This is a genomic window from Thermoactinomyces mirandus (assembly GCF_013868055.1).
Taxonomy (GTDB): domain Bacteria; phylum Bacillota; class Bacilli; order Thermoactinomycetales; family Thermoactinomycetaceae; genus Thermoactinomyces; species Thermoactinomyces mirandus.
The window spans coordinates 51,725-78,189 of record NZ_JACEOL010000006.1 but is presented as its reverse complement, the minus strand read 5'-3'; the positions used below and the strand labels follow the sequence as shown (position 1 = coordinate 78,189).

Genomic DNA, 26,465 nt, shown 5'->3' with positions numbered 1-26,465 from the left:
AAACAGGTGCCCGGGTGCCAGTAAACGAATGTGGCCAAAAGAAATGGTGGCGTGTTCCTTTCCTGGGCTACTACAAGGGAGGAAAATTCTATTGGCTCATGCACCCGGAACTGGCCCTTGCCTTTGAAGAAGTATTCGGTCAAGATCAATGCTGACTATAATATGCCGGAGACTGATGAAAAGCAAAAGTTCGGTAAAAAAACGGAAAGGGGAAAATCATGGTTGAACAGGTTTCCTGGTGGCTGGCTTTCGGGGCGGGGGTTCTTTCGTTTATATCTCCCTGCTGCCTGCCGTTGTATCCCTCTTATCTTTCCTACATTACAGGGGTGTCCGTCAGCCAGCTGAAAGAAAAACGCCGCTCCAAAGAAGTGGTCAAACTGACCGTATTACATACCCTCTTTTTTCTTGCCGGCTTTTCCGCCGTATTTTATGCCATTGGTTTTAGTGCAAGCTGGTTTGGCACGTTTTTTCGGGATTATCAAGATCTGATCCGGATGCTGGGAGCCGTTCTGATTACGGCCATGGGATTGATCATGCTGGGGGTATTCAAGCCTTCTTTTTTGATGCGGGAGTATAAATGGCAGACTTCGAAAAAAGGGGTCAGCTATTTGGGCTCCATGCTGGTCGGGATTGGCTTTTCGGCGGGATGGACTCCCTGTGTCGGTCCCATCTTTGCTGCAATTATCACACTGACGGCCGTTCATCCGGAAATGAGATTTTTTTATGTGACCGCGTACATTCTCGGGTTTGCCATCCCTTTTTTTGTCATGGCCTTTTTTATCGGAAAAACCCGCTTTATTTTGAAGTATTCAGAGAGGTTGATGAAGTGGGGCGGTGCCCTGATGATCTTGCTTGGAATTTTGCTATATACTGACCAAATGACCGCACTTACGGTCTGGTTATCCAAGATTGCCGGTTTTCAAGGATTTTGATCTGGGGTACACTTTGCAAAGGAAAGACAGGTGAGGGAATGAACCGAAATACGAGATATTGGGTGCGGCGCATTTTGTTCCTTGTTCTGCTTGGATTAATCGGTTATGCTTTATATCAGACTGTGGCCCAGGATAAAAAAAACCTGGTGGAAGCAGGAGAAAAGGCACCCAATTTTGAACTTTCAACGTTGGATGGAAAAACTGTAAAATTGAGTGACTTTAAAGGCAGAGTCATCTTGTTAAATTTCTGGGGAACCTGGTGTGAGCCTTGCCGGACGGAAATGCCGGCACTTCAGAAAGCATATGAAAATTACCATAAAGAAGACTTTGTTGTGTTAGCTGTCAATATCGCCGAAACCGATGTGGCGGTTTCTTCATTTGCTGATCAATATGGCCTGACCTTTCCGGTTTTGCTGGACCGGAACCGTGATGTAACAAGGCTTTATCAGGTTGGGCCGATTCCAAGTACATTTTTTATTGACAAAGACGGGAAAATCAGCAATAAAGTGGAAGGACCACTCCATCTCGGCCAGTTGCACCAATACATTCTTCCGATGTTATAAAAATGTAAGTTAAGGAGCAGTCCAAACGGTTCAACGGGAAGCATCGATATTCCGGTCGATGATCTGGAGAGCCGGATTCATGAATTGGATGCGGTTAAAGAGAAGCAGCTCCTGCTCGTGTGCAGAAGTGGTAGCCGCAGCATTTGCCACGATGATCCTTGCAATCATGAATTTGAAAATTGTAATCTTGTGGGTGGCATGATGAACCGGACCGGGCTCATGGACAGATAACAGTTTACTGATACGGCATGAAAGAAAGGATTAACTTCATACAAGTGGACTGCATTACATCAGGGAATGCAGGGAAATCTGGGTCGATATGAAACGGAATCCGGAAAGTTCATGACGGAACTTCCCGGATGAAAAATTGCCTGCTGCAAGTGACTGAAAAAGTTTTAGTTTCGTGAAAAGCTGGAATCTCACTGATATCCGGGAAAATTGGTGTTGTTTTTTCCTTCCTTCTTTTCACATAAATATGAGGGGCGCTGCAGGCAACGAAAAAGGGGCATTTGCAGCTGGAGGAGTTGAAAATGGGCGTTTCTTTGCGCGAAGAGTTGATTTGGAAGATCAAATCAACTCCGAACCGGGCAATCAGTTTTCGACAATATATGGAAATAGCCTTATATCACCCCAGGTGGGGATATTATCAAAAAGAAACAGACAAATTGGGCAAAAGCGGTGATTTTTTCACCAATGCCCATGTTGGCAGGCTGTTTGGACAGGTTTTGAGCCGCTTTTTCGGGAATTGGCTTGACGAATACGGCTCTTTGACAGACTGGACGATTGTGGAAATGGGAGCAGGAGACGGACGGATTGCGGAACAGTTTGGCCAGGGACTGGTCGAGATGGGGATATCGCCGGACAAAGTTTCTTTTTATCTGGTGGAAACCAGCCCTTATCACCAGCGTCTACAAAAAGAAAGGCTGTTTGCGTCTCCCGTCAATTATCAGCTGGTCCATCGCCTGAGTGACGTTCCGGCGAGTCCATTCTCATTTATTTACAGTAATGAACTGGTTGACGCCTTCCCTGTACATCGGATAAAAAAAGAACAAGGCAAATTGTTGGAGGCTTATGTGACGCTTTCAGAGAGCAAACCGTATTTGCGGGAAACATGGCTTCCATTGCCTGAAGACAAATGGAATCGGGGAAAATTGGGCCAGTGGCTGATGCAGCTTAACGAAGGCAGCGAGATGGCCCTTTGTCTGGCAGCGCGTGACTGGCTGCGGGAAATCGCGGACTGGATGGAGCAAGGTGTGCTGCTTACCATTGATTACGGAGGGCTCCAGGAACAGTTGCTGCAGAAACAGAGAACGATTCGCGGTTTTCGCGGGCATCAGGTATGCGATGAATTTTACGATACCCCGGGCGGGATGGATCTTACATATGATGTCAATTTCACCCACCTGATTGAGTGGGGATTGGAAGCGGGGTTGGCGCCCTGTCAGTTCTTGTCCCAGTTTCAGTTCCTGATGAACGCGGGCATTTTGAATTTTTTGCCCGCAGAACCGGTCAGGGATCCGTTTGGCAAGGAGGCGAAACGGATTCGGGCCATTAAACAGTTGATTCATCCTGAAACGATGGGGGAAGTGTTTCGTGTTCTGGTCCAGACAAAAAACTTGCCACTTACAAAAATGAATGAAAGAGGTTGAAAGATGATTATTAAACCGAGGTTTCGCGGCTTTATATGTACAACAGCCCATCCGGTCGGATGTGCCAGACAAGTGGAGAGACAGATTGAGTATGTAAAAAGCCAGCCTAAAGTGGACGGGCCCAGGAAGGTGCTGGTCATTGGCGCATCGACCGGTTACGGTCTGGCGTCAAGGATTGTGGCTGCCTTTGGTGCCGGAGCAGACACACTGGGGGTTTTCTTTGAAAAACCGAGTGTGAAAAACCGGACAGCTACAGCAGGATGGTACAATACGGCCGCTTTTGAAAAAGAAGCCAAAAAAGCGGGATTGGTGGCGGAAAGCATTAATGGCGATGCATTTTCCAATGAAATCAAGGAAGAAACCATTCGTCGCATTAAACAGGATCTGGGCGGAAAGGTGGATCTGGTCATTTACAGTCTGGCCGCTCCAAAGCGTTTACATCCTGTAACGGGTGAACTGTTTTCGTCGGTGATAAAACCGGTCGGTAAAACCTTTACCAATAAAACCGTTGACTTTCATACCGGTGAAGTGTTTGAAACGTCCATTAAACCGGCGACGGAAGAAGAGATCCGCCACACGGTTATGGTAATGGGCGGAGAAGACTGGGCGATGTGGATCGATGCCCTGAAAGAAGCCGGTGTTCTGGCAAAAGGCGTCAAAACAGTCGCTTATTCCTATATCGGTCCGGAACTGACATGGCCTGTCTATCGTGAAGGAACCGTGGGGAAAGCAAAAGACCACCTGGAAAAAACTGCCCATGAGTTGGCTGGAAAATTGAAAGATTTGCATGGACAGGCCTTCGTGTCTGTAAACAAGGCACTTGTAACCCAATCGAGCGCAGCCATTCCCGTAGTTCCCCTGTATATTTCGCTTCTTTACCGGATCATGAAAGAAAAAGGATGGCATGAAGGCTGTATTGGTCAGATGTACCGTTTGTTTGCAGACCGGCTTTATCAATCGGGGGCGGTACCGGTTGACGATCAGGGGCGTATCCGGATCGATGATCTGGAAATGAAGTCGGAGATTCAGGAAGCAGTCATGGAAAACTGGAACCGGGTTGAATCGGATACCCTGAAAGAAATTACCGATATTGAAGGCTACCGGCGCGAGTTTTTCCAACTGTTCGGTTTTGAGACGGATGGAGTCGATTATGAAGCTGACGTTGACCCGAATGTGGAAATTCCGAGCATGAAAAAGGCATGAAAAAGGAGCCGTATCCGGGCTCCTTTTTATGTTATCGTCTAAATATTTCGTAAGTTGGTTTTGCATTTCTGCCTTTTTTAGTGCATCATGAAAGTGGAATATCCAACCATTCCGATGAAAGAGATAAACATATATCCGCCAAACAGATACATGTAGGTTCTTTCGTTGAGTCGCATGTAACCCAATCCGACAAAAAGGATTGTTTGCACTGCAAAAAGGGCTGCTGGAATAATCATATCGCCTGCCAGGAACATGATGGCAATCACAAAAGTCCAGAACCCCAGAACCCGAAACATACGGTCCATTATCTCTCTCCTTTCTGGATGATCCATTTTTTGATGATCGAAATTTATGACAATTTCATTATACCTGCAGAGACTGCAGCTAGCAAGCAACGAAGAAAGGATGACAAAAATGCAGACACTCATAGCCCGCAGGAGCGGGAAGACAGGCTGGATCCGTTTTAACCGGCCAGAAGTCAGAAACGCGGTCAATTCAAGGATGATTGAAGAGTTGGAAGAAGTCTGGACAAAGTGGGAAAAAGATGCGCAATTGCAGGCGGTCGTTTTTTATGGAGATGGCCGGGCCTTTCTTTCCGGGGGAGATATTGCAGAGTTTCATCAAAGGACCCGAAAGGAAGAAATTCAGCCGATTATGGAACGGATGGGAAAACTTTTGGAAAGGATCCATACCTCCCGCCTCGTTACTGTTGCGGCGGTAGAAGGGGCAGCGGTAGGCGGAGGCTGTGAGTTTGTGGCCAGTTGTGATTTCTGTTTTGCCTCGGAATCGGCACGGTTTGGGATGATTCAGGTTAATCTGCACATAACGGCCGGATGGGGAGGAGCAAGCCGTCTGATGCAAAAAATCGGGGCGTCCCGGGCGTTATCCATGCTGTTAAGCGGGAAAATACTGGATGCTCAGGCAGCATATGAGAAAGGTTTGGTAGACGAGCTGTTTAAAAGTAATTCTTTCCGGGAGGAAACGGAAAAATTGGTACAGTCGATTGTCAAGGCTTCCCCGGAAGTTACCCGTTGCTATAAATCGCTGGCAAATGCCGTCAGACAAGGGAAACATTCAGATGAGCTATTGTGGCAGGAGGCCGATTACTGTACCACCCTGTGGGAAGCGGACATACACCGGAAGGCGGTGGAAGCATTTCTGGGGCGTACCCGAAAGAAATAACCGGGCCGGAGAGTTAATAAAAGCGTTTGTCCAGCATCCATGACGATTTTGAAATCGGTGTCCGAACAAAAGGTATACTTCTACATTCACCTGGTAATAAAAATTAGTAGATCCATATACTATGATTTATACCAATTGCATACAGTAAAGTGAAGGAAGTTTTACCAGCGAGGGTTTTATAGGATAGGAGGTACATTTTATGGCTGTAAAACGCCAGGATGCCTGGACTCCCGATGATGATATGATTTTGGCTGAAGTAACTCTGAGGCATATTCGCGAAGGGGGAACACAATTATCCGCCTTTGAGGAAGTGGCCGAAAAGTTGGGGAGAACGCCGGCCGCCTGCGGATTCCGCTGGAACAGTACGGTGCGCAAAAAGTATGAACCGGCCATTCAGATTGCCAAGCAGCAGCGGCAAAAGAAATTGCAGGAACGGGGCAAAATGACCGCACACCACTCAGGGCGGGATTCCTTTTCTTCTGACGATATGGTTCATTCCATTGAAAATATGATTCGCTTTTTACGGCAATATAAAAATGAAATCAATGATTTGAGAAGGCAGCAAAAAGAGCTGGAAAAGGAACTGCAGGAACGTGAGCAGGAGTTGAAAAAACTGGAGCAGGAAAATCAGGAGATGAAGGAGCAGTTAAGCCATGTCAAAAGTGACTATCGTCTTGTGAACGATGATTACCGCACTCTGGTACAAATCATGGAAAGGGCACGGAAACTGGCTGTATTGCAGGAGGAAACACCGGACAGCCAGGTAAAAATGAAAAAAGATTAGGAACGAGTTGACAGATTGACAAATAAAAAAAGACCCGCATTTCCATGTGGGTCTTTCAACTTGAAAATGGCGTTGTCCTACTCCTGCAGGGAAACACCTTTTGGCAACCAAACATAGGGGCTTTCTCCACGATCCCGTTCAGGATTGTATTGGACAGGAACAAAGCCCATTTTTTCCCAAAAGGGATCGGAACGATGACGGGCATTTGTCTTTACGGGCAAACCCAGGCTTTTGGCGTAAGAGACCAGGGCGGTGCCCATTCCCTGATGGCGAAAGGGTTCAAGAACTTCCAGTTTCCAGATTTCGTAATAATCCTGGGGCGGTAAAAAATAACGGTCATACTTGGCATCCACCCGATACAAGCTGATTCGCGCAGCCAACTGTCCATCCTGGTATATGCCATAAAAAGGGGAATGACTATCGTTCTCCACCATATTCATTTTTAAATCCTCTAGCATGGACAATTCCGGAAGTCCGACCTCGTGGAATTGTTGGAATTCCTCAAGTGTTTTGTAATTAATCTTTAACCTTTCGACTTTTAAGGCCTTCATCCAGAGAACCCCCTATATTTTTGATTCAATATGCAATCCTGCAATCTTATTTTACCATAAAACATTATCCTGTTTTGAGAAGGACAAAATTTAGCCTTTGTAGAACTCTTTAAAATAGATCCATATTTTATTCTTATTAAACTTTTCAGAATCGAGGTGGACTATGCGGATCCAAAAAGTATTGATTGCAAATCGAGGAGAAATTGCTTGCCGTATTATTCGCACATGCCGGGAAAAAGGTTTGCAAACGGTTGCCGTCTACTCAGAAGCCGATCAGGAAATGCCATTTGTAAAGATGGCTGACGAAGCGGTATGCATTGGTCCCCCGCCAGTAGCAAAAAGTTATTTGAATATGGAACAAATTTTGCAGGCAGCAAAAAAGACGAAAGCCGATGCCGTTCATCCCGGTTACGGCTTCCTGTCGGAAAACAGCACTTTTGCCGGGAAAGTGCTGCAAAGCGGCTTGCTGTGGATTGGTCCCCGGCCGGAAGTAATTGCCCGAATGGGTGACAAAGTTGCAGCAAGACAAACCATGGAAAAAGCCGGCGTTCCCGTTGTTCCCGGTTCCGTCCGGATTGACCGGGTGGAGGACGCATTGGAACAGGCTGCTGTCCTGGGCTATCCGGTTATGGTAAAAGCCATTGCCGGCGGCGGAGGCATTGGCATGCATGTTTGTGATGATGAACAGGATTTGCAAAGACAATTTTCCTCTTTGCGGCAGCGGGCAAAAGCCTATTTTGGCAATGATAGCCTGTTTATGGAAAAGGTGATTACCGATGCGCGGCATGTGGAAGTCCAGATTGCTGCCGATGAAAGGGGAAATGTGATCCATTTGTTTGAACGGGAATGCTCGATTCAGAGGAGAAATCAGAAAGTGATCGAGGAAAGTCCGTCTCCTTCCATTCATGAAACAACACGGAAGAAATTATGTGAGGCTGCGGTTCGGGCTGCGAGGGCAGTGCAATACACCGGAGTAGGAACCGTAGAATTCCTGGTTGATAAATCAGAACAATTTTATTTTTTGGAAATGAATACCCGATTGCAAGTGGAACATCCCGTAACCGAGGAAATTGCCGGAGTGGATCTGGTAGATTGGCAGATCGCTTTGGCCGAAGGAAACCCGCTTCCTTTAAGGCAGGAAGAAGTGATCTGTCGCGGTCATGCGATGGAATTTCGCATCTATGCCGAAGATCCGGAACGTTTCTTGCCTTCTCCGGGAAAGGTGACACAGTGTCTTTTTCCGGATGGGGAAGGAATTCGTGTAGATTCCGGCATTGAGGAGGAAAATACAGTATCGCCGTTTTATGATTCAATGATTGCCAAGCTGATTGTAAGCGGTTGCGACCGGAAAGAAGTATTGGAGCGGGCGGAAAAAGCGCTCAGGTCTTGTCGTGTATCAGGTATCAGGACCAATCTCCCTCTTCTGGTCAAGGTGCTTGAGACAGACGCATTTAAGAGCGGTCAGTATCATACAAAATTAATCAGCGAAATTTGAAAATGGAGTGATGGAAAATGGCAAAAGTAGAAGCAAGCATGGCCGGGACTGTAATGCAGATATTGGTCTCAGTGGGAGACAGGGTGGAAGCCGGTCAGGATGTGGTCATCCTGGAATCGATGAAAATGGAAGTACCGTTACAGGCGGAACAGTCAGGAACCATAAAGGAAATCAAAGTGGAAGTTGGATCATTTGTCAGCGACGGAGATGTTTTGCTGGAGCTTGAATAAAAAATGAGGCAGAGGTGGGACAAAAGTGGCAGAGGTAAAAATTGTGGAAGTCGGTCTGAGGGATGGCTTGCAGAATGAACCGGCAATGCTTTCTGCCGAATTGAAGCGGGAACTGATCAGTCGTTTGGCTGAAGCCGGTGTGAAACATCTGGAGGTTACTTCATTTGTTCATCCCAAATGGATTCCGCAGTTGTCCGATGCAGATCTTGTGGCTTCCAATCTTCCGGATTTGCCTGTAACCTATCGAGCGCTCGTTCCGAATCGCCAGGGACTGGAACGGGCGTTAAAAACCGGAGTCGATGAATATGCCGTCTTCATGTCGGCCAGTGATACGCACAATCGCAAGAATATTAACAAGAGTATGAAGGAAACACTTCCTGTCCTGAAAGAAGTGGTTGACCTGGCGCATCAGGAAGGAAAACGGATTCGTGGCTATGTTTCAACGGTGTTTGGTTGTCCTTATGAAGGAGAGGTGCCTGTAAAAACAGTGGCCTGGTTGTGTGAACATTTGCTTCAGATGGGAGTTTATGAAATTTCACTCGGAGATACGATCGGGGTGGCGGCGCCACAAGAGGTAAAACAGAAACTGAATGAATTGCTGACAGTTTTGCCCGCGTCCAGACTGGCCGGCCATTTCCACGATACGCGGGGGACGGGACTGGCCAATGCCTATGTTTGCCTGGAAGCCGGAGTCCATACGTTGGATACGTCATTTGGCGGTTTGGGAGGCTGCCCCTATGCTCCGGGAGCTGCAGGCAATCTCGCCACCGAAGATCTGGTTTATATGCTGGAGCGATCCGGGGTAAAAACGGGAATCGATTTGAACCGTTTATGTGAAACCAGTTTGTATGTGCAAAAACATTTGAATAAGCCCCTGCCTTCCAAATTCCTGAAAAGTTACGCAGCTGAAAGGAAAAAACAAAAGGAGGGTCAATAAATGGAGCCTGTTTTGACAGAATGGAAAGGAAATGTTGCAATTGTAACCATCAATCGTCCTGAAGTATATAACGCGTTAAACAAGGCGGCTTTGGAAGCACTGTCTGCTCTGGTGGGAGAGCTGGGAAACCAGCCCCGGGTTCGGGCGCTGGTTATAACAGGTGCAGGTGAAAAAGCGTTTTGCGCCGGCGCTGACCTGAAAGAGCGACGCGCGATGAGTCAGCAGGAGGTTCGCCGTTATCTTCGTTTGATTCGCGACACATTTACGCGCATTGAGCAAATGCCAAAGCCTGTGATTGCGGCTGTAAACGGTGTTGCTTTAGGTGGCGGAACAGAACTTGCCCTTGCCTGTGATTTGCGCGTGGCAGAGGAAACGGCGACGCTGGGCCTTACCGAAACCTCGCTTGGAATCATTCCCGGAGCCGGGGGAACCCAGCGCCTGCCGCGATTGATCGGGAAGGCGAAGGCCAAGGAATTGATTTTTACTGCACAGAAGATTACGGCGACCGACGCGGAAAGATGGGGACTGGTCAATAAAGTTGTCTCCAAAGGAAAAGGGCTGGAAGCCGCCCTGGCGTGGGCCGGACAGATTGCGGAAAACGCACCGCTTGCTTTGGAACAGGCCAAGTTTGCCATCAATCAGGGGGTGGAGACCGAATTGGCTACGGGGCTTGCCCTGGAAACCAAAGCCTATGAAACATTGATTCCTACGAAAGACCGGTTGGAAGGGCTGGCTGCGTTTAAAGAAAGAAGAAAACCCCGTTATACGGGAGAATAACGATTTGGGGAGGGGACCTTGATGAAGGAATCATTGACGGAACAGTTGCGTGAACATATAGAAAAAACGCTTGCCGGGGGCGCTCCGAAGTACCATGAGAAATTGAAGCAGCAAAAGAAACTGTTTGTGCGGGATCGTTTAAAATTGTTGTTCGATGATGATTTTCAACTGGAAGACGGGTTGTTCGCCAATTTCCAGGCAGGCAATCTGCCGGCAGACGGGGTTGTTACGGCGATCGGGAAAGTGGGCGGCCGAACCGTTTGCGTGATGGCCAATGATTCAACGGTAAAGGCCGGTTCTTGGGGAGCGCGGACGGTAGAAAAGATAATTCGCATCCAGGAAACAGCAATGAAACTGAAAGTGCCGATGATTTATCTGGTTGACTCTGCCGGAGCACGAATTACGGATCAAATTGAAATGTTTCCCGGCAGACGGGGAGCCGGACGCATTTTTTACAATCAGGTGAAGATGTCTGGAATGGTTCCGCAGGTCTGTCTGCTGTTTGGACCTTCTGCCGCCGGAGGGGCGTATATTCCCGCTTTTTGCGACATTGTGATTATGGTTGACAAAAATGCCAGCATGTATCTTGGTTCTCCGCGGATGGCCGAAATGGTGATCGGGGAGAAAGTATCACTGGAGGAAATGGGAGGAGCGCGGATGCATTGCACCATCAGTGGATGCGGAGACGTGCTCGCTGATTCAGAGGAGGAAACGATTCAATCGGCGCGCCGGTATCTAAACTACTTTCCGGCCAATTACCAGGCAAGCCCGGCCAAAACTGAAGCCAGGCCTCCATCGGAAAAGGCGCGCCCCATCTCACAGATTGTGCCGGATCATCAAAATACCCCGTTTGATATGATGGAACTGATCGAAAGCCTGGTGGATGAAGGTTCTTTCTATGAGATAAAAAAACTGTTTGCCAGGGAAATCATTACGGGACTGGCAAGGATAGACGGACGTGTCGTTGGAATTCTGGCCAACCAGCCAAAAGTGAAAGGCGGCGTCCTGTTTGTTGATTCCGCCGACAAAGCCGCCCGTTTCATTACCTTATGCGATGCTTATCATATTCCGTTGCTGTTTTTGGCCGATGTACCCGGGTTTATGATCGGCACCAAAGTAGAGCGGGCCGGAATCATTCGCCATGGGGCCAAAATGATTTCCGCCGTGTCTGAAGCAAGTGTTCCCAAACTTTCTGTCATTGTTCGAAAAGCGTATGGAGCCGGATTGTATGCGATGGCCGGCCCCGCGTTTGAGCCGGATTGCTGTCTGGCGCTTCCTACTGCGCAAATTGCCGTGATGGGGCCTGAAGCGGCAGTAAATGCGGTGTACAGCAACAAAATTCAGGAACTGGAAGAACCGGAACGCACCCGTTTCGTTATGGAGAAGCGGGAAGAATACAAACGGGATATTGACATTTACCGTTTGGCAAGCGAACTGGTGATAGATGGCGTTGTTTCTCCCGATGATTTGCGGAACGAACTGAGCCGGCGGTTGTCCGCTTATGAAAGCAAGCAACTTCATTTCAGCGAACGGAAACATCCCGTTTATCCCGTATAACAACAAACCGGAAACAAAACGATGAAAATCAGACAGGAAAACGTTATGATATAAGAAGATAGAGCCATTTAAATGATAATGGCTCTATTTTTGTGACACAGGTTATGTCCAAAACGGTATGTACGATCATATATGAAAACGGGAATTTGCCTTTTTCCTGCCACGTGAGGTGAAAAACATGAGAATTGCCGTTTGGGGAGGAGGATCTCTGGGACTGTTGTGGTCTGCACGCCTTGCAAGCAAATTTGACCATCTGCTTCTGGTCACTCATTCAGAAAGACAGGCAGACGCAATCAATCGGGCCGGAATCGATCTTACGAACCAGGCTGGAGAACAAAAGAACTTGAAGGTTCGTGCAAAGCAGGCAGATCTGGTCATGGAAGATGCCCCGTTTGACATGATTTTGGTGATGGTAAAACAGTACCATTTGCCAGTAGTGTTTGCCCTTTTGCAAAAGGCGGTGCATCCCGGTACCCAGGTACTGTTTTTCCAAAATGGCTGGGGCCACCAGACCCTGCTGCAAGAATTGTCATCCAGTTGCCGGACGTACCTTGTTGTTACAACGGAAGGTGCGTTAAAATGCGGGGATCAACAGGTGATTCATACGGGAAAAGGGATCAGCCGGGTCGGGGCTTTCCCGGGAAAACAGGCTGAACCATCGCCCGCTTTGCAGGAACTGTTTGTAAAAACAGGCCCCGGCCTTTTCCAATATGACGAAAATGTCCTGCAAAGAGTATGGGAAAAATTAACGATCAATTGTGTAATAAACCCGATGACAGCCTGGTATGAAATCCGTAATGGCGAATTGCTGAACCCGGAATATGAAGAGGAAAAGAAAGCAATTCTGGCAGAAGTGATTCACGTTGCTTCCCTGGAAGGAATACAGTTATCCGAACAGCATATGTGGAAACAAATACAACAGGTATGTCTGCAAACGGCCATGAATCTTTCTTCCATGCTGCAGGATCTGAACAATAAACGGGTCACTGAGATTGACTTCATGAATGGCGCCATTGTCCGGTTAGGCAAGAAGCACCGGGTTGAAACTCCGGCAAACTGGCTCTGGGTATCCAGGATTCAGGAAAAAGAAAAGTTCATGCTATAATGTGTAGGGTAATCAATCAGGCTCTACATGGTGGAGGGAGAATGTTGTCCCGTTCCAGGCGATTCTCAGTTGAAACGTATATCATTGGACTTATTTTAAGCACACTCGATCTGTTAATGGTTGTGCCGATTTTGTCTTTTGTTACGCAAGAATATTATTTGTCCATGCATTGGACAGTTTGGGTTGTTTCACTACACCTCGCTTTTTTCTCTTTTTCTTTGCCAGTCATGGATAACTGGGCGGCATCAAGAGGAAAAATGGAAGTATTATGGACGGCTCTGTCCCTGTTTGTTTTGGGGACGGTCGTAGCCGGGCTGGCCAACGAATGGGTATGGTTTATGTCCGGAAGAGTGTTTCAGGCGATCGGAATGGGCGGAATGGTTCCCTTTTTGGCCACACATACACGCCGGAAACTGTGCAAACTGGGAAAGATCAACCGGCGTTTGCTATTGCTTGCGTTTGCATTGCTGCTGTGCGTCATTCCGCTTTGGTCATCATGGCTTGCCCACATGCTGGGCTTCAGAGCGGTTTTTGTCTTGCATATCCTTTATGCCCTGGCGGTGTCGCTGATGGCAAAAAAATGGAAGGTGGTTGATCAGCCCAGCCGTTCCGGTGTAGGGGTAGAATCAATCATTTTCTTTGGCTTGATCATTTTGTTTCTGATGTTGGCCATTACGAGCACCGATTTTGCCAAAGGCTGGTCCGCTTTGCTGTTCAGGGAAGTATTGCCGTTATGGATCGTGGCGGTCGGGATGGTCGTTCCCTTGCTGATGGTAGAAAGGCAGGGACGTTATCCGTTTTTTGAACCGCATCTGTTTGCCAACTGGCGACTGTGGATTTTGTATCTGCATGTGACACTGCAGGGATTTTTATGGACAACATTAACCCTTCTTCCCTACTGGTTTACCCAAGCCTATCATCTGGGAGAATATGGAACGGGAATTCTGCTGAGCCTGATTGCTACCAGTGCAGTCCTGGCGTTGCCATTTATTGCCGCCTTGTCACAAAGTGTATACTTGCACCGCTTTTCGTGTTTCGCTTTTTTACTGACGTCGTCTGTTTACCTGTTGATGATCTGGCTGAACGATTTCAATTATATTCTGCTCACCGTTTCGCTTCTGGGGTTTATACTCAGTTTTGCGCTTGCGGATCCTGTCCATCATTACATGTTTCAATGGGTTTCGCCGCGAAGAATCCGATCGGGACTGATGGCGGCGGGAATGTTCCGTGCGGCGGGCGGAGCGATTGGCCTGGTGGCGGCCGCCCGTCTGTTCAGTTTCATCGATCCGCTTCTGCCATTTGGTTTCATGCACAGGGAAATGGGACATCTGGTCACAGCCATCGAGATACGTGTTTTTACATTGTTTGCGGGAGTATCCCTGCTCAGTTTTCTGCTCAGTATCCTGCTTGAAATAAAAAAGGTTAGTCACTTCAGTAAATAAAGTGTATACTTTACAATGATTTGGAAGAATTGCCGAATCGTGACAGGCAAAACTTTTCTTCAGGAATGAAGATGGCTGTAAAGAGGAGTTATCTATGAGGTTACAGGAAATCGCACTTTCACGGAAATCCAACTTGTTTGATATGTATCTTCATCAGCCGGATTTTGTGCATTCTTTTTATGCGTACAATCCCTGGCAGGAAGAAAGTGTACAAAAACGGGCCCGGTATCTGAGCCAGACGGGACAGGCCATCAAACGGACATTCTTGGTCGAAGCGTTGCGGTCCTTTCACCGGCCTGAGTTGATGCATCCTGAAGTGGAACGCAATCTGGGCCGCCTGGAAGAAGACGGGAGTATGGTTGTGATCGGGGGTCAGCAGGCAGGATTGCTGGGCGGACCGTTATATACCTTTTATAAAGCAATCACGATTATTCGTTTGGCCAGACAGGCGGAAGAGCAACTGGGTCGGCCGGTGATTCCCGTTTTCTGGATTGCCGGGGAGGATCACGATGTTGAAGAGGTTGACCATGTCTGGGTGCAAACCGGAGGCGGTGAACCGTTCAAACATCGGCTTGTGGTCGAGGAGCAGCGAAAAATTCCCGTTTCGGGACGTATTATTGACAGGGATGTTTACGGGCGCTGGCTGGATGAACTGGCACAGATCATGCCGGACAGAGAGAATAAGCAAACATGGCTGATCCAATGTAAAAAATGGGGGGAATCCTCCCTTTCCTGGACGCGTTTATTTGCCAGAGTTCTGCATCATTTTTTCGGGAAATACGGTTTGTTGCTCGTTGATTCAAATGATGAGAACCTGCGCCGGATTGAGATCCCCTTTTTCAACGAACTGATCTGTAAGAGTGAATCGATTGCGCAAAAAACAGAGCTGGCTGCCCGGCAGTTACGGGAGTGGGGACTGGATGTACCTGTGGACCTGAAAAAGAATCAGGGAAATTTGTTTATTCAGGCTGATGGCGAACGCCAGCATTTGTTCCGGGAAAATGATGACTGGGTTACAAAAGACCGCAAGAACCGTTGGTCTGAAAACGGGCTTCTGAAACTGGTACAGGAAGACCCGGCCCGGTTCAGCAATAATGTCTTGACGCGTCCGCTAATGCAAGAAGCCCTGTTTCCCGTTCTATTCTTTGTGGGTGGTTCTGGCGAGATTGCCTATTGGTCTCTTTTAAAAGAAGCGTTTCTTGAAATGAACCTGCAAATGCCGATTATTATTCCACGTATGAGGGTAACAGTCATTGACAGCAGACAGGAAAAGCGGATCAATGAATTTTTCTTGAATTGGAGGGAACTGGATTCTCCCCTGAGAAAGAAAAAAGAGATGTGGCTGGATTTGCAAATGCCCCCGGATCTGACCCGCGTATTTGATGAAGCGGGGAAACAGATGGCAAGGGCCCATCGGCAGCTGGTCAACTATCTGGATCAGGAAATTGGCATGAATATGAAGGAAATTGGGGAAAAAAACCGGACAAAAATAATGGCTCAAATCAATTACTACCACCATTTTGCAAGGAGAAGTCTGGAGGAAAAGCACCGTGCTTCGCTGCAAAAATGGGATCAACTGATCAACTTTGTCCAACCGAATGACAAACCGCAGGAAAGAGTTTACAATATGGTCTGGTTGTGGAATGAACATGGTATGGAATGGATCGATTTTCTGATAAACCAGCCAAATCTGCCAATCAAAGGATATGGTTTGCCATATATCCTTTCCATTTAGTTTCTTGGCAATGGTTTAGTTATTATAACCATGAGTCTTTTGAAGCACTAACAGGATAGGAGGATTAGGATGAACTCAGCAGAAAGAAGTATTGTTCGTGACATGAGCCTTGCTCCGCAGGGACGTTTGAAAATGGATTGGGCCCGCGATCACATGCCTGTGTTGGCACGTTTGCGGGAACGTCTTTCGGTAGAAAAACCGCTGGCCGGGGAAAAAGTGGCGATTTCCCTGCACCTTGAAGCCAAAACAGCTTGTCTGGCAGAACTGATCCGTGACGCCGGTGCCCAAGTGACGATCACCGGGAGCAATCCGCTTTCCACCCAGGATGATATTGCCGCTGCGCTTGCCCAATCCGGAATCACGGTATTTGCCAGATATAATCCGTCGCCCGAAGAATATAAGGATCACCTGATCAAAACTCTCGAATCAAGGCCTGGTCTGATTATTGACGACGGCGGGGATCTGGTCAGCACCCTGCATGCAGAGTGCCCGGATCTGCTGGAAAATGTCAAAGGTGGCTGCGAAGAAACCACTACCGGAATTTTGCGCTTGCGTTCGCTGGAGAAAGAAGGCAAATTAAGATTCCCCATGGTGGCAGTCAATGATGCTTATTCCAAATTCCTGTTTGATAACCGCTATGGAACAGGCCAATCGGTATGGGATGGAATTAATCGGACTACCAACCTGGTTGTAGCCGGAAAAACGGTTGTTGTGGCTGGTTATGGCTGGTGTGGCCGCGGGGTTGCCATGCGTGCCAAAGGATTGGGTGCCAAAGTGATTGTGACGGAAGTGGATGCCATCAAGGCTACCGAAGCATATATGGACGGCTTTACCGTCATGCCGATGATGGAGGCAGCCAAACATGGCGATCTGTTTGTCACATTGACCGGAAATAAGGGAGTCATTGCGGCGAAACATTTTCAGGTGATGAAACATGGAGCCATTCTGGCCAATGCCGGCCACTTCAATGTGGAAATCGATGTTGATGCACTGGAACAGATCGCGGTCAACCGTCGGATTGTGCGGAAAGACATTACCGAATACACGATGCCGAACGGACGTAAACTCAATTTGCTGGCAGAGGGAAGGCTGGTAAACCTGGCGGCTGGAGACGGCCATCCCGCGGAAATCATGGATATGACATTTGCGCTTCAGGCGCTTTGCCTCCTGTATGTGCATGAAAATCATAAAAAGCTTGGCGAAAATGTCCTTGATGTTCCTTACCAGATTGATGAACAGGTCTCCCGCTACTTTCTGGAAGCAAACGGCATGCAAATCGATGACCTCACCGAAGAACAGCAAAGATATCTGGCAAGTTGGCAATTGGACTGATTTTCGGCAAAAGGAAATATACGGTTAAATCCTGCACGCGATGTGCAGGATTTTTTAATGGACGTGTGGTATAATTACCAGTGTGGTAGAAAGTGGGGGAAAGTGGGAAGGAAGGGAGGACGAGGGGAGGCGAAGTGGCATGTTTATGGGTGAGTACCGGCATAACATCGATGACAAGGGAAGGTTGATCATCCCGGCAAAGTTCAGGGAGCAGCTGGGAGAATCCTTTGTGGTCACCCGTGGACTGGATCGCTGTCTGTTTGCATACCCTCGTTCGGAATGGACAAGCCTGGAGCAGAAATTAAAAACTCTTCCTTTTACCAAAGCAGATGCACGTAAATTTACGCGCTTCTTTTTTTCTGGAGCCTGTGAGGCGGAACTGGACAAACAGGGTAGAATCCACATTGCCTCAAACTTGCGGGAATATGCCTGTCTGAAAAAGGAGTGCGTAATCATAGGTGTCTCCACCCGGGTTGAGATTTGGTGCAAAGAACACTGGGAAGAGTATTACAGTAACTCTGAAGAATCATTCAACGAAATCGCAGAAAGTATTGTAGACCTGGATTTATGAGCAAAGGATGAATCAATGTGTTTGTACATGAAACGGTTTTAAGGGAAGAGGCAGTCAACGGGCTTTGTGTCAAATCTGACGGGATTTACGTTGATTGTACTTTGGGTGGAGGAGGGCACAGCCGGTTAATTGCGGAAAAACTGTCTCCGGCCGGAACCCTGATCGGATTTGATCAGGATCAAAAAGCACTTGATCATGCCCGGGACACGTTAAAAAACATTGCCTGCACCCTCCATTTGGTAAAATCTAACTTTCGGCATGTCCGGCAAGTTGTAAACAGGCTGGGTTACAGCTTCGTTGACGGCTTGTTGTTCGATTTGGGTGTGTCATCCCCCCAGTTAGACCAAGGAAACCGGGGCTTCAGTTATCACCAGGAAGCTCCGCTGGATATGAGGATGGACCAGTCACAGGAATTAAGCGCGTATCATGTGGTGAATGAGTGGCCTGAGGAAGAATTGGTCCGCATTTTGTTTGAATACGGAGAGGAAAAATTTTCCCGGAGAATTGCCAGAGAGATTGTAAAAGCAAGGAAAAAAGCACCAATTCATACAACCCTGGAGTTGGTCGATCTGATTAAACAGGCGATTCCGGCTCCTGCACGCAGAAAGGGACCCCATCCGGCACGCCGTTCATTCCAGGCGATCCGGATTGCTGTGAACGATGAACTGAATGCTTTGCAGGAAGCCCTTGAAGAAGGAGTTAAGTTGCTGCAGCCCAAAGGTCGCATCAGTGTCATCACGTTTCATTCATTGGAAGACCGGATTTGCAAACGGTTTTTTCAGGAGCGGGCGCTGGGGTGTATTTGTCCACCTGATTTTCCTGTATGTACATGTGGAAAAAAACCGGAATTGCGGGTGGTTACCAGAAAGCCGGTTTTGCCTGCTGAAAAAGAAATAGAGAAAAACCAGCGGGCACGTTCCGCCAAATTGAGGGTTGCAGAAAAAATATAGATAGAAAGAAGCCGGTAGTGTAAGGAGGATTTATATAATGAGAGAGGATCGTTTTAATACTGCTGTAGCGAGGCCGCTCGACAAGCCTTACACCAAGAAGCGGAAGAAAAGGTTGGCCCCTTTGAAAGCACTTCCGACAGGAGAAAAGTTGCTGTACCTGTTTACCGTAATTGTCTGTGTCGCTTTGGCAGTTCTTGTCCTGTCACGGTTTGCAAAAGTTTCGGAGTTGAATGTAGCGATTCAAAATACAGAATTGGAAATACAAAAAGTGGAAAAACAGAACCACCAGCTGGAAACGGAATCGAACAGGCTAAAAAGCGTGGAGCGTATTCGAAAGTTTGCAGAACAGAAAGGACTGGAACTGACGACACCAAAATATCTGCCTTCTATTCGCCCCTGAGAGCCAATTCTTTAGAGGACAAACGATACAGAAAAACGTACAGAAAAAGATGGGAGAGGCTGAATCATGGGTTCGATGTTTAAGAAGAGCAAGCAGCGTTCTCTTCTGATCGGGCTCGTTTGGACGGGTTGTTTCATCATGGTTATCGGAAGATTGTTTTGGCTGCAAGCCGTGGATTATAACGAACTGTTGGCGGCAGCCAAAGAAACATGGATCAAGGAAGATGTTCTTCGCCCCAAACGAGGTACTATCTATGACCGTACAAAACAACAGCAGCTGGCATGGGAAGTGGACGCTTATTATTTTGTTGCAGATACCCGCCAGGTGAAAAATCCGCAAAAGACCGCAAATCTGTTGGCGCCGATATTGAAAATTGATGCAGATGTGTTGGCAGAAAAACTATCAAAAAAGTCGGATTCCGTAGAATTAAGATATAAAGGTAAATACAAGTATCCGGAAGAGGTATTGAAAAAGGTCACGGCATTGGATGAAAAAGGGTTGATTGACGGGATATATGCCTTTCCCACTTTTATGAGGCAATATAATGGAACACTGGCCGCCCATGTTTTGGGATTCTTACAATATGATGATACAGCGGTTGGCGGCATTGAGCAGGTTTATGACAAATGGCTGAGGGGAAAGGAAGGTTATGTGAAATATCTGAAAGCCAGAAACGGGATGATGGTGACGGATCAACCCGAAAAGAATCGCCCGCCGGAACCCAGCAAGGATCTGGTGTTAACGATTGATTCGCGCATCCAGCATCAATTGGAACTTGAATTGGAAGAAGCGATTGACAATTACCAGGCAAAAGGAGGAACAGCCATTGTCGCTGATCCCAAGACAGGGGAAATTCTGGCGATGGCCAGTCGTCCCACTTTTGATCCCGGAAACTATTCGGAAACCCTGACAGAAGACAATGCCAAGAACCTGGCTGTACAAAGCCAGTTTGAACCAGGGTCCACCTTCAAGATTGTGACGTTGGCAGCAGCGATTGAAGAGGGGATATTCCATCCCGATGCAACATTCCAATCGGGATCGGTCAAGGTGGGCGATCGGGTAATTCATGACTGGAACGGTTCGGGCTGGGGGCAAATTACGTTTCGGGATGGAATCAAGTTATCAAGCAATGTCGCCTTCGTTTTACTGGGTCAAAAATTGGGGGAACAGAAACTGGTCGACTATATCAACCGGTTCGGGTTTGGGGATATTACCGAACAACTGGGCAAAAAAACGGGAATTGACCTTCCGGCTGAAGGAAGGGGATACTTTTTCGGACGCAATCTTTATTCTTCGGAACTGGCCACCGTCTCTTTCGGACAGGGGATTTCGGTAACACCCATTCAGCAGGTGGCGTCCTTGTGTGCCATTGCCAACGGGGGTACATGGCATAAGCCGCACATCCTCGATTCGGTATGGGAAACCGGTCTGGAAAAGAAAGTCCAGTCTTTTAAACCGGAGAGCCGTCGCATTATCAAGGAATCCACCGCCATGCAAGTGCGGGAACTGTTGCGTGAGGTGGTCAGGAACGGGACCGGTGTGGAAGCGGAGCTCCCCGGGTATGGTGTGGCCGGGAAAACGGGAACGGCCCAAAAACCGGATCCCGATGGCAGCGGATATCTGGAAAACAAGTATATTGTTTCTTTTATTGGATTTGCGCCATACAACAATCCGGAAGTTGTAGTTTATGTTGCCATTGACGAACCTTCTTCGGCTTCGGGAAACGCAACAGGCGGGACCGTGGCAGCACCTGTGGCAAGGGAGATTATGAAAAAGTCATTGCAAATAAGGCAGATTGAGCCCAATGATGAGTTTGCCCAGTCCATAAAATAAAGCGAGAGCGCCTGACCTGGAACAAAACGGGTCAGTTTTTTTATATGGACCCGGGTTATGGTTACCGGACGGGCCGTGTCATTTTTTGAATCTCTCAATCATAATTTCTAAAGTAAGAGACCTGATGGGAGGAAATGGAAAATGCGCGGCCAACAGATCCAAGTCAGGAAAAGACTGTTTTCACTGTTTCTGATTGCATTGTTTGTACTGATCGCTCTCATGGGACGCCTGGCCTATGTTCAGTTGATCGCAGGCGGCGATTTGGCTGAAAAAGCGAAAGAATTGTGGAACCGGAATATTCCGTTTGAAGCCAAAAGGGGAAAAATTCTGGATCGCAACCACAAAAATCTGGCTTACAATATCAGTTCTCCTTCCGTAATGGCGATTCCCGCCCAAATCAAGGACCCGGCCGGAACGGCAAAGAAACTGGCCCGCATTCTCCAGGCTCCGGAACAGAAAATCTATGAAAAAATAACCGAGCGGCAATTGATTGTACGCCTTCATCCATGGGGGAGGAAAATTTCAGAAGAGAAAGCCAGGCAGATTCAGGGATTGCGATTGCCGGGAATCGCAGTCACTGAGGACAGCAAGCGAAATTATCCCAACGGCAGTCTGGCTGCGCATGTGCTGGGATTTACAGGAATTGACAACCAGGGTCTGGCCGGTTTGGAACTCATCTATGATGAGAAGTTAAAGGGAGAAAAGGGGTATGTTTCCTTCAGCGCCACCGCCAGCGGAGAAAAATTGCCGGGCGGCGTGGACCGGTTTGTTCCCCCGAAAGATGGGCTGGATCTGATGTTGACCCTCGATTACCACATCCAATCCGTGCTGGAGCGGGAATTGGACCAGGCCACGGCCCGGTACCAGCCGGAAAACGCTTTGGCGATTGCCATGGATCCAGGTACTGGAGAAATATTGGGAATGAGCACCCGCCCGACGTTTCGACCGGATCAATACCGCATGACCGATCCCTTGATTTATAACCGAAATTTGCCTATTTGGAAAACGTATGAACCTGGCTCAACCTTCAAAATTATTACGCTGGCCGCTGCCCTGGAAGAAAACAAGGTGAATTTGAACGACTATTTTCATGATCCGGGGTACATCATGGTGAGCGGAGCCAGGCTGCGCTGTTGGAAAGCCGGAGGACATGGACACCAGAGTTTCCTGGAGGTTGTGGAAAACTCGTGCAACCCGGGATTTGTCACATTAGGCCAGCGGCTGGGAAAAGAAACGCTGTTCTCCTATATTAAAAAGTTTGGTTTTGGACAAAAAACAGGGATTGATTTAAATGGTGAAGCGAGAGGGATTTTATTCAAGGAAAGCCGGGTAGGGCCGGTGGAACTGGCTACGACAGCATTTGGACAGGGGGTTTCGGTCACGCCCATTCAGCAGATTGCGGCGGTATCTGCGGCGATTAACGGCGGCAAACTGATGACACCACATCTGGCAAAAGCGTGGATTGATCCGGAAAGCGGAGAAACGGTACAAAAGATCGAACCCCGGATGAAAAGGCGCGTCATCTCCGAAGAAACCTCGCAAAAAGTTCGCCATGCCCTGGAAAGTGTCGTTGCGAAAGGAACAGGAAGAAAAGCGTTTATTGATGGCTACCGCGTGGGGGGAAAAACGGGAACAGCGCAAAAGGTGGGGCCGGACGGCAGATATATGAAAAACAATCACATTGTCTCTTTTGTAGGGTTTGCTCCTGCCGATGATCCGCAGCTGGTAGTATATGTAGCACTCGATAATCCTAAAGGGATTCAATTCGGAGGTGTTGTCGCCGCCCCGATTGTGGGAAATATCCTGGATGACAGCTTGCGCTATCTGAAAGTGCCCAAGCGCCAGAAACAGATTCCTCCGGAAAACAATCCGACGGTTACCCCGATTGTTGCCACGCCCAACCTGATCAATCAGGATATTGACCAGATCCGCTCCAGCCTGTACTCTTTTCCTCTGAAAGTTTACGGCAAAGGGGAAAAAGTGATTGACCAGATGCCAAAGCCGGGGCAACGGGTCAAAAAGGGGACGATGATCAAAATTTATCTGGGGAACTGAAACGTTCCTGAAACCTTTGAGGAAGCATCTTCCTTTTGGACCAGACATTTTCATGATTTTAATTGCAAACAATTTGCAAACAAAATGCAAACAGGTAAATGGATATTCAGCCGTTCATACCTCTCTCCTTATACTTGCGAAATCCTGCCCGTTGGCGGCATGAAAAGTGCATGCTTTTTCTGACAAGTGACAAATGATAGAAAGGAGATTAAAATAGGGTATGTGAATAAACTATGCCAGGAATATCCCCTGGCTTTTTCTGTTGTCTTTCCGTCTAAAAAAGGAGGAAGAACATGCAAGTACGCGAGTTAATCCAGCCACTATTGTTGCACAAGGCAACAGGGGATTTGACAACTGAAATAAAAGGGATTCAACTGGATTCCCGTCAGGTTCAGCGAGGAGACCTGTTTATTGCACTCAGAGGGACAAAGGTGGATGCCCACCGTTTTGTTGAACAGGCCGTGGCGGGTGGTGCCGCTGCGGTAATGGTGGAAGAATCGGTGGCTTTGCCGGAAGTTCCCGTAATTCAGGTTCCCGATACGCGCAGAGCCATGGCAGTGGTAGCGGCAAAATTTTACGGATATCCGACGAAAGAGTTAAAATTGATTGGTGTAACAGGAACAAATGGAAAGACAACCACTACTTATCTGATTGAACAACTTCTCCGGCACAAAGGTGTATCAACCGGTGTCATCGGCACGATCCAGACAAAGATCAGAGGGAAAACACTCCCGGCCAAAAATACGACACCCGAAGCGGTTGAATTGCAAAAAACATTTCGTATGATGCGGGATGAGGGTTGTGAGTATTCAGTCATTGAGGTTTCTTCCCATGCCCTGGACATGGGCAGGACCAGAGGCTGTCAATTTCATATTGGTGTTTTTACCAATTTGACACAGGATCATCTGGATTATCATGGTACGATGGAAAAATACAGGGAGGCAAAAAGCCTGCTTTTCAGCCAGTTGGGAAACGCCTATTCCGGGCAGTTGGAAAACAATCCGGTTGCCATTTTTAATGCTGATGATGAAGCATCCCGCTATTTCATGAACCGGACTGCTGCCCAGGTTTTAACATATGGGATCGATCAACCCGCAGATGTGAGGGCTGAAAATATCCGATTTTTCTCCTCCGGGACTTCCTTTACGCTGAAGACGTATCGGGGAGAAGTGCCGGTCCGGTTAAAGCTGGTTGGAAAGTTCAATGTATATAACGTCCTGGCTGCTGTTTCTGTAGCTCTTGTGGAAGGAATGGATCTTCAGCAGATTCGGTCCGGACTTTCCGGAATCAAGGGGGTTACCGGACGATTTGAACCGGTGGATCTGGGACAGTCCTTCTCTGTTCTTGTCGACTATGCGCACACCCCGGACAGTTTGGAAAACGTTCTTGCAACGATTCGTGAATTTGCCAGGGGACGCGTTCTTTGCCTGGTCGGATGCGGGGGTGATCGGGATCGGAGCAAACGGCCGATTATGGCAGATATTGCGGTAAAATACAGTGATTATGCCATATTTACATCAGATAACCCGCGTACCGAAGATCCAATAGCGATTCTGGATGATATGCTGACTGGAGTTCAGTCCTGTCCCAAGGAACGTTATGCCGTCATCAGCGACCGCCGCCAGGCAATTCATGAGGCAGTCAGAAAAGCAGAACCGGAAGACGTGATCCTGATTGCAGGCAAGGGTCATGAAACCTACCAGGAGATCAATGGAGTCCGACATCATTTTGATGACCGTGAGGTGGCCCGGGATGCTATTGTATCACGCCTGGCAAAGTGAGGGTTAATGAGATGGAACGCACATGTAACTGGATTTTGAAAACAACCGATGGAGAATGGTTTGGAAGCCCTGTTGATATTTTCCGTCTGGTGAAGGGAGTATCGACCGATACCCGGACACTTTGTCCCAACCAGCTGTATATTCCCTTGACCGGCGAACATTTTGACGGGCATCAGTTTATCGGCCAGGCGGTGGAGCGGGGAGCAGCGGCTGCCTTGTGGAAAAAAGGCCGGCCTTTACCGGAATCACCCGACATTCCGTTTATTGTTGTGAACGATCCTCTCAAGGCATTGCAGCAACTGGCTGCAGGCTATCGTGCCGAGAGCAGGGTGAAAGTGATTGCTGTGACTGGAAGTAACGGGAAAACCACGACCAAAGATCTGGTCGCCTCGGTGCTGTCCGAAAGGTACTCCGTGCATAAAACGAAGGGAAACCTGAACAACCACATCGGTGTCCCGTTAACCTTGCTGTCGATGCCGGAGCAAACGGATCTGGCTGTCGTGGAAATGGGCATGAACCATTCAGGCGAAATTGCCGTCCTTTCCAAAATTGCCCGTCCTGACGTAGCCGTGATCACCAATATTGGCGAATCGCATATTGAACATTTGGGCAGCCGGGAAGGAATTGCGCGCGCCAAATTGGAAATAAGAGAAGGGCTTTCTTCTGACGGCACCATCATCTTTGACGGAGATGAACCATTGCTTCGACTATATTTAAGGGATGAAACCAGGTCGCAAATCAGGGTGGGCTGGCTGGAAGACGCAGATGATGCCCCTGAACAGGCTGAAGTAATGGGAACCAGGGGAATCGTTTTTCGGTCCCGCAAAAAAGGAACCTGGTTTACCCTGCCGTTATTGGGCAGGCACAATATAAAAAATGCGTTATATGCCGTGGAAGTTGCCCGCCATTTTTCATTAACCGAACAGGAAATCGCTTCTGGCCTGGCCAACGCGAACCTGACAGGTATGCGGCTCGAGTTGAAAAAGGCCAAAAATGGCATGCTGATCATTAATGATGCTTATAATGCAAGCCCCACATCCATGAGAGCTGCCCTGGACCTGCTTGCAGAGATCGAACCGGAGCGTGAGAAATGGGCCCTGTTGGGTGACATTCTCGAAATTGGCGAACAAGAGGAAAGTTATCATAGAGAAATAGGGGTTTATGCGATGAAAAAAGGCATAAACCGTTTATATACGATTGGCGAACGAGGTCGTTGGATTTATGAAGGTGCTGTGGAAGCGAAAAATTCTGCCCAGACCCTCGTTCATTTCCATACGCTGGACGATGCCGTAAATAGTTTGACCAAGGAAGGCAATCAAAAGTCTGTCCTCTTAGTCAAAGCTTCACGCGCAGCTCAACTGGACCAAATCGTAAATAAAATGACCGAAGGAGCGTAAGGGA

The 26,465-nt window shown here is 48.0% G+C and carries 26 protein-coding genes; 23 read left to right on the top strand and 3 right to left on the bottom strand.

What is annotated here, in order from left to right; all coding sequences use genetic code 11:
- Nucleotides 1-14: 14 nt before the first annotated feature.
- The 3 genes from H2C83_RS02420 to resA all read left to right on the top strand — a co-directional run bounded on the left by H2C83_RS02420 (nt 15) and on the right by resA (nt 1,495).
- Nucleotides 15-155 (top strand): hypothetical protein, encoded by a 141-nt coding sequence (locus H2C83_RS02420; RefSeq protein WP_181737400.1) that lies wholly within the window; start codon nt 15-17, stop codon nt 153-155.
- 63 nt (nt 156-218) lie between these two features.
- Nucleotides 219-932: a cytochrome c biogenesis CcdA family protein gene (locus H2C83_RS02415; RefSeq protein WP_181737399.1), complete on the top strand. Its 714-nt coding sequence runs from the start codon at nt 219-221 to the stop codon at nt 930-932.
- Nucleotides 933-970: 38 nt separating this feature from the next.
- Nucleotides 971-1,495: a thiol-disulfide oxidoreductase ResA gene (resA, locus tag H2C83_RS02410; RefSeq protein ID WP_181737397.1), complete on the top strand. Its 525-nt coding sequence runs from the start codon at nt 971-973 to the stop codon at nt 1,493-1,495.
- Between the two features lie 30 nt (nt 1,496-1,525).
- On the opposite strand, the gene H2C83_RS02405 is transcribed toward resA, so the two are convergent.
- Nucleotides 1,526-1,663 carry a hypothetical protein gene (locus H2C83_RS02405; RefSeq protein WP_181737395.1) on the bottom strand — a complete coding sequence of 46 codons (138 nt, stop codon included), beginning with the start codon at nt 1,661-1,663 and terminating at the stop codon, nt 1,526-1,528.
- A gap of 362 nt (nt 1,664-2,025) precedes the next feature.
- On the opposite strand from H2C83_RS02405, the gene H2C83_RS02400 reads away from it, so the two are divergent.
- The gene (locus tag H2C83_RS02400) at nt 2,026-3,144 is read left to right on the top strand and encodes a class I SAM-dependent methyltransferase (protein WP_181737393.1); all 1,119 of its coding nucleotides are present in this window, start codon (nt 2,026-2,028) and stop codon (nt 3,142-3,144) included.
- Between the two features lie 3 nt (nt 3,145-3,147).
- Complete coding sequence (gene fabV, locus H2C83_RS02395) at nt 3,148-4,347, top strand: enoyl-ACP reductase FabV (RefSeq protein WP_181737391.1); 1,200 nt, start codon at nt 3,148-3,150, stop codon at nt 4,345-4,347.
- A 77-nt stretch (nt 4,348-4,424) separates the two neighbouring features.
- On the opposite strand, the gene H2C83_RS02390 is transcribed toward fabV, so the two are convergent.
- Entirely contained in the window at nt 4,425-4,652 is a 228-nt protein-coding gene (locus H2C83_RS02390) for a DUF2626 family protein (RefSeq protein WP_181737389.1), read from the bottom strand.
- 109 nt (nt 4,653-4,761) lie between these two features.
- On the opposite strand from H2C83_RS02390, the gene H2C83_RS02385 reads away from it, so the two are divergent.
- Both H2C83_RS02385 and H2C83_RS02380 read left to right on the top strand, forming a co-directional pair.
- Nucleotides 4,762-5,529 (top strand): enoyl-CoA hydratase/isomerase family protein, encoded by a 768-nt coding sequence (locus H2C83_RS02385; RefSeq protein ID WP_181737387.1) that lies wholly within the window; start codon nt 4,762-4,764, stop codon nt 5,527-5,529.
- 199 nt (nt 5,530-5,728) lie between these two features.
- The gene (locus H2C83_RS02380) at nt 5,729-6,313 is read left to right on the top strand and encodes an RsfA family transcriptional regulator (RefSeq protein ID WP_181737385.1); all 585 of its coding nucleotides are present in this window, start codon (nt 5,729-5,731) and stop codon (nt 6,311-6,313) included.
- A 77-nt stretch (nt 6,314-6,390) separates the two neighbouring features.
- Here the strand turns inward: H2C83_RS02380 and H2C83_RS02375 are convergent, their stop codons facing one another.
- Entirely contained in the window at nt 6,391-6,864 is a 474-nt protein-coding gene (locus tag H2C83_RS02375) for an N-acetyltransferase (RefSeq protein ID WP_181737383.1), read from the bottom strand.
- A 169-nt stretch (nt 6,865-7,033) separates the two neighbouring features.
- Between H2C83_RS02375 and H2C83_RS02370 the strand changes: the two genes are divergently transcribed.
- The 16 genes from H2C83_RS02370 to H2C83_RS02295 all read left to right on the top strand — a co-directional run bounded on the left by H2C83_RS02370 (nt 7,034) and on the right by H2C83_RS02295 (nt 26,461).
- Entirely contained in the window at nt 7,034-8,359 is a 1,326-nt protein-coding gene (locus H2C83_RS02370; RefSeq protein WP_181737483.1) for an acetyl-CoA carboxylase biotin carboxylase subunit, read from the top strand.
- Between the two features lie 17 nt (nt 8,360-8,376).
- Complete coding sequence (locus tag H2C83_RS02365) at nt 8,377-8,589, top strand: acetyl-CoA carboxylase biotin carboxyl carrier protein subunit (RefSeq protein WP_181737381.1); 213 nt, start codon at nt 8,377-8,379, stop codon at nt 8,587-8,589.
- A 25-nt stretch (nt 8,590-8,614) separates the two neighbouring features.
- Nucleotides 8,615-9,526 carry a hydroxymethylglutaryl-CoA lyase gene (locus H2C83_RS02360; protein WP_181737380.1) on the top strand — a complete coding sequence of 304 codons (912 nt, stop codon included), beginning with the start codon at nt 8,615-8,617 and terminating at the stop codon, nt 9,524-9,526.
- Nucleotides 9,527-10,303 carry an enoyl-CoA hydratase-related protein gene (locus H2C83_RS02355; protein ID WP_181737378.1) on the top strand — a complete coding sequence of 259 codons (777 nt, stop codon included), beginning with the start codon at nt 9,527-9,529 and terminating at the stop codon, nt 10,301-10,303.
- A gap of 21 nt (nt 10,304-10,324) precedes the next feature.
- Nucleotides 10,325-11,860: an acyl-CoA carboxylase subunit beta gene (locus H2C83_RS02350; protein ID WP_181737376.1), complete on the top strand. Its 1,536-nt coding sequence runs from the start codon at nt 10,325-10,327 to the stop codon at nt 11,858-11,860.
- 178 nt (nt 11,861-12,038) lie between these two features.
- Nucleotides 12,039-12,965 carry a ketopantoate reductase family protein gene (locus H2C83_RS02345; protein ID WP_246333693.1) on the top strand — a complete coding sequence of 309 codons (927 nt, stop codon included), beginning with the start codon at nt 12,039-12,041 and terminating at the stop codon, nt 12,963-12,965.
- The gene (locus H2C83_RS02340) at nt 12,965-14,407 is read left to right on the top strand and encodes an MFS transporter (RefSeq protein ID WP_181737372.1); all 1,443 of its coding nucleotides are present in this window, start codon (nt 12,965-12,967) and stop codon (nt 14,405-14,407) included. The genes H2C83_RS02345 and H2C83_RS02340 overlap by 1 nt, the downstream gene beginning before the upstream one ends.
- A gap of 94 nt (nt 14,408-14,501) precedes the next feature.
- The gene (bshC, locus tag H2C83_RS02335) at nt 14,502-16,142 is read left to right on the top strand and encodes a bacillithiol biosynthesis cysteine-adding enzyme BshC (RefSeq protein ID WP_181737370.1); all 1,641 of its coding nucleotides are present in this window, start codon (nt 14,502-14,504) and stop codon (nt 16,140-16,142) included.
- A 69-nt stretch (nt 16,143-16,211) separates the two neighbouring features.
- Entirely contained in the window at nt 16,212-17,474 is a 1,263-nt protein-coding gene (locus tag H2C83_RS02330; RefSeq protein ID WP_181737368.1) for an adenosylhomocysteinase, read from the top strand.
- Between the two features lie 139 nt (nt 17,475-17,613).
- Nucleotides 17,614-18,045 (top strand): division/cell wall cluster transcriptional repressor MraZ, encoded by a 432-nt coding sequence (gene mraZ, locus H2C83_RS02325; protein WP_181737366.1) that lies wholly within the window; start codon nt 17,614-17,616, stop codon nt 18,043-18,045.
- Between the two features lie 17 nt (nt 18,046-18,062).
- Nucleotides 18,063-18,995 carry a 16S rRNA (cytosine(1402)-N(4))-methyltransferase RsmH gene (gene rsmH, locus H2C83_RS02320; RefSeq protein ID WP_181737365.1) on the top strand — a complete coding sequence of 311 codons (933 nt, stop codon included), beginning with the start codon at nt 18,063-18,065 and terminating at the stop codon, nt 18,993-18,995.
- 37 nt (nt 18,996-19,032) lie between these two features.
- Nucleotides 19,033-19,395, top strand: a complete 363-nt coding sequence (ftsL, locus tag H2C83_RS02315; RefSeq protein ID WP_181737363.1) for a cell division protein FtsL — start codon at nt 19,033-19,035, stop codon at nt 19,393-19,395.
- Nucleotides 19,396-19,461: 66 nt separating this feature from the next.
- Nucleotides 19,462-21,228 (top strand): peptidoglycan D,D-transpeptidase FtsI family protein, encoded by a 1,767-nt coding sequence (locus tag H2C83_RS02310; protein WP_181737360.1) that lies wholly within the window; start codon nt 19,462-19,464, stop codon nt 21,226-21,228.
- Between the two features lie 141 nt (nt 21,229-21,369).
- Nucleotides 21,370-23,283 (top strand): stage V sporulation protein D, encoded by a 1,914-nt coding sequence (locus H2C83_RS02305; RefSeq protein WP_181737359.1) that lies wholly within the window; start codon nt 21,370-21,372, stop codon nt 23,281-23,283.
- 293 nt (nt 23,284-23,576) lie between these two features.
- Complete coding sequence (locus H2C83_RS02300; RefSeq protein ID WP_181737356.1) at nt 23,577-25,064, top strand: UDP-N-acetylmuramoyl-L-alanyl-D-glutamate--2,6-diaminopimelate ligase; 1,488 nt, start codon at nt 23,577-23,579, stop codon at nt 25,062-25,064.
- An 11-nt stretch (nt 25,065-25,075) separates the two neighbouring features.
- Complete coding sequence (locus H2C83_RS02295) at nt 25,076-26,461, top strand: UDP-N-acetylmuramoyl-tripeptide--D-alanyl-D-alanine ligase (RefSeq protein ID WP_181737354.1); 1,386 nt, start codon at nt 25,076-25,078, stop codon at nt 26,459-26,461.
- Nucleotides 26,462-26,465 lie beyond the last annotated feature (4 nt).

What these genes read in the sequence shown, in the direction of transcription:
- H2C83_RS02295 (WP_181737354.1), top strand. Translation starts at nt 25,076, where the DNA reads ATGGAACGCACATGTAACTGGATTTTGAAAACAACCGATGGAGAATGG.
- H2C83_RS02375 (WP_181737383.1), bottom strand. Translation starts at nt 6,864, where the DNA reads ATGAAGGCCTTAAAAGTCGAAAGGTTAAAGATTAATTACAAAACACTT.
- H2C83_RS02345 (WP_246333693.1), top strand. Translation starts at nt 12,039, where the DNA reads ATGAGAATTGCCGTTTGGGGAGGAGGATCTCTGGGACTGTTGTGGTCT.
- bshC (WP_181737370.1), top strand. Translation starts at nt 14,502, where the DNA reads ATGAGGTTACAGGAAATCGCACTTTCACGGAAATCCAACTTGTTTGAT.
- ftsL (WP_181737363.1), top strand. Translation starts at nt 19,033, where the DNA reads ATGAGAGAGGATCGTTTTAATACTGCTGTAGCGAGGCCGCTCGACAAG.
- mraZ (WP_181737366.1), top strand. Translation starts at nt 17,614, where the DNA reads ATGTTTATGGGTGAGTACCGGCATAACATCGATGACAAGGGAAGGTTG.
- resA (WP_181737397.1), top strand. Translation starts at nt 971, where the DNA reads ATGAACCGAAATACGAGATATTGGGTGCGGCGCATTTTGTTCCTTGTT.
- H2C83_RS02415 (WP_181737399.1), top strand. Translation starts at nt 219, where the DNA reads ATGGTTGAACAGGTTTCCTGGTGGCTGGCTTTCGGGGCGGGGGTTCTT.
- H2C83_RS02300 (WP_181737356.1), top strand. Translation starts at nt 23,577, where the DNA reads ATGCAAGTACGCGAGTTAATCCAGCCACTATTGTTGCACAAGGCAACA.
- H2C83_RS02385 (WP_181737387.1), top strand. Translation starts at nt 4,762, where the DNA reads ATGCAGACACTCATAGCCCGCAGGAGCGGGAAGACAGGCTGGATCCGT.
- H2C83_RS02400 (WP_181737393.1), top strand. Translation starts at nt 2,026, where the DNA reads ATGGGCGTTTCTTTGCGCGAAGAGTTGATTTGGAAGATCAAATCAACT.
- H2C83_RS02380 (WP_181737385.1), top strand. Translation starts at nt 5,729, where the DNA reads ATGGCTGTAAAACGCCAGGATGCCTGGACTCCCGATGATGATATGATT.
- H2C83_RS02340 (WP_181737372.1), top strand. Translation starts at nt 12,965, where the DNA reads ATGTGTAGGGTAATCAATCAGGCTCTACATGGTGGAGGGAGAATGTTG.
- H2C83_RS02330 (WP_181737368.1), top strand. Translation starts at nt 16,212, where the DNA reads ATGAACTCAGCAGAAAGAAGTATTGTTCGTGACATGAGCCTTGCTCCG.
- H2C83_RS02350 (WP_181737376.1), top strand. Translation starts at nt 10,325, where the DNA reads ATGAAGGAATCATTGACGGAACAGTTGCGTGAACATATAGAAAAAACG.
- fabV (WP_181737391.1), top strand. Translation starts at nt 3,148, where the DNA reads ATGATTATTAAACCGAGGTTTCGCGGCTTTATATGTACAACAGCCCAT.
- H2C83_RS02365 (WP_181737381.1), top strand. Translation starts at nt 8,377, where the DNA reads ATGGCAAAAGTAGAAGCAAGCATGGCCGGGACTGTAATGCAGATATTG.
- H2C83_RS02310 (WP_181737360.1), top strand. Translation starts at nt 19,462, where the DNA reads ATGGGTTCGATGTTTAAGAAGAGCAAGCAGCGTTCTCTTCTGATCGGG.
- H2C83_RS02355 (WP_181737378.1), top strand. Translation starts at nt 9,527, where the DNA reads ATGGAGCCTGTTTTGACAGAATGGAAAGGAAATGTTGCAATTGTAACC.
- H2C83_RS02405 (WP_181737395.1), bottom strand. Translation starts at nt 1,663, where the DNA reads ATGATTGCAAGGATCATCGTGGCAAATGCTGCGGCTACCACTTCTGCA.
- H2C83_RS02305 (WP_181737359.1), top strand. Translation starts at nt 21,370, where the DNA reads ATGCGCGGCCAACAGATCCAAGTCAGGAAAAGACTGTTTTCACTGTTT.
- H2C83_RS02390 (WP_181737389.1), bottom strand. Translation starts at nt 4,652, where the DNA reads ATGGACCGTATGTTTCGGGTTCTGGGGTTCTGGACTTTTGTGATTGCC.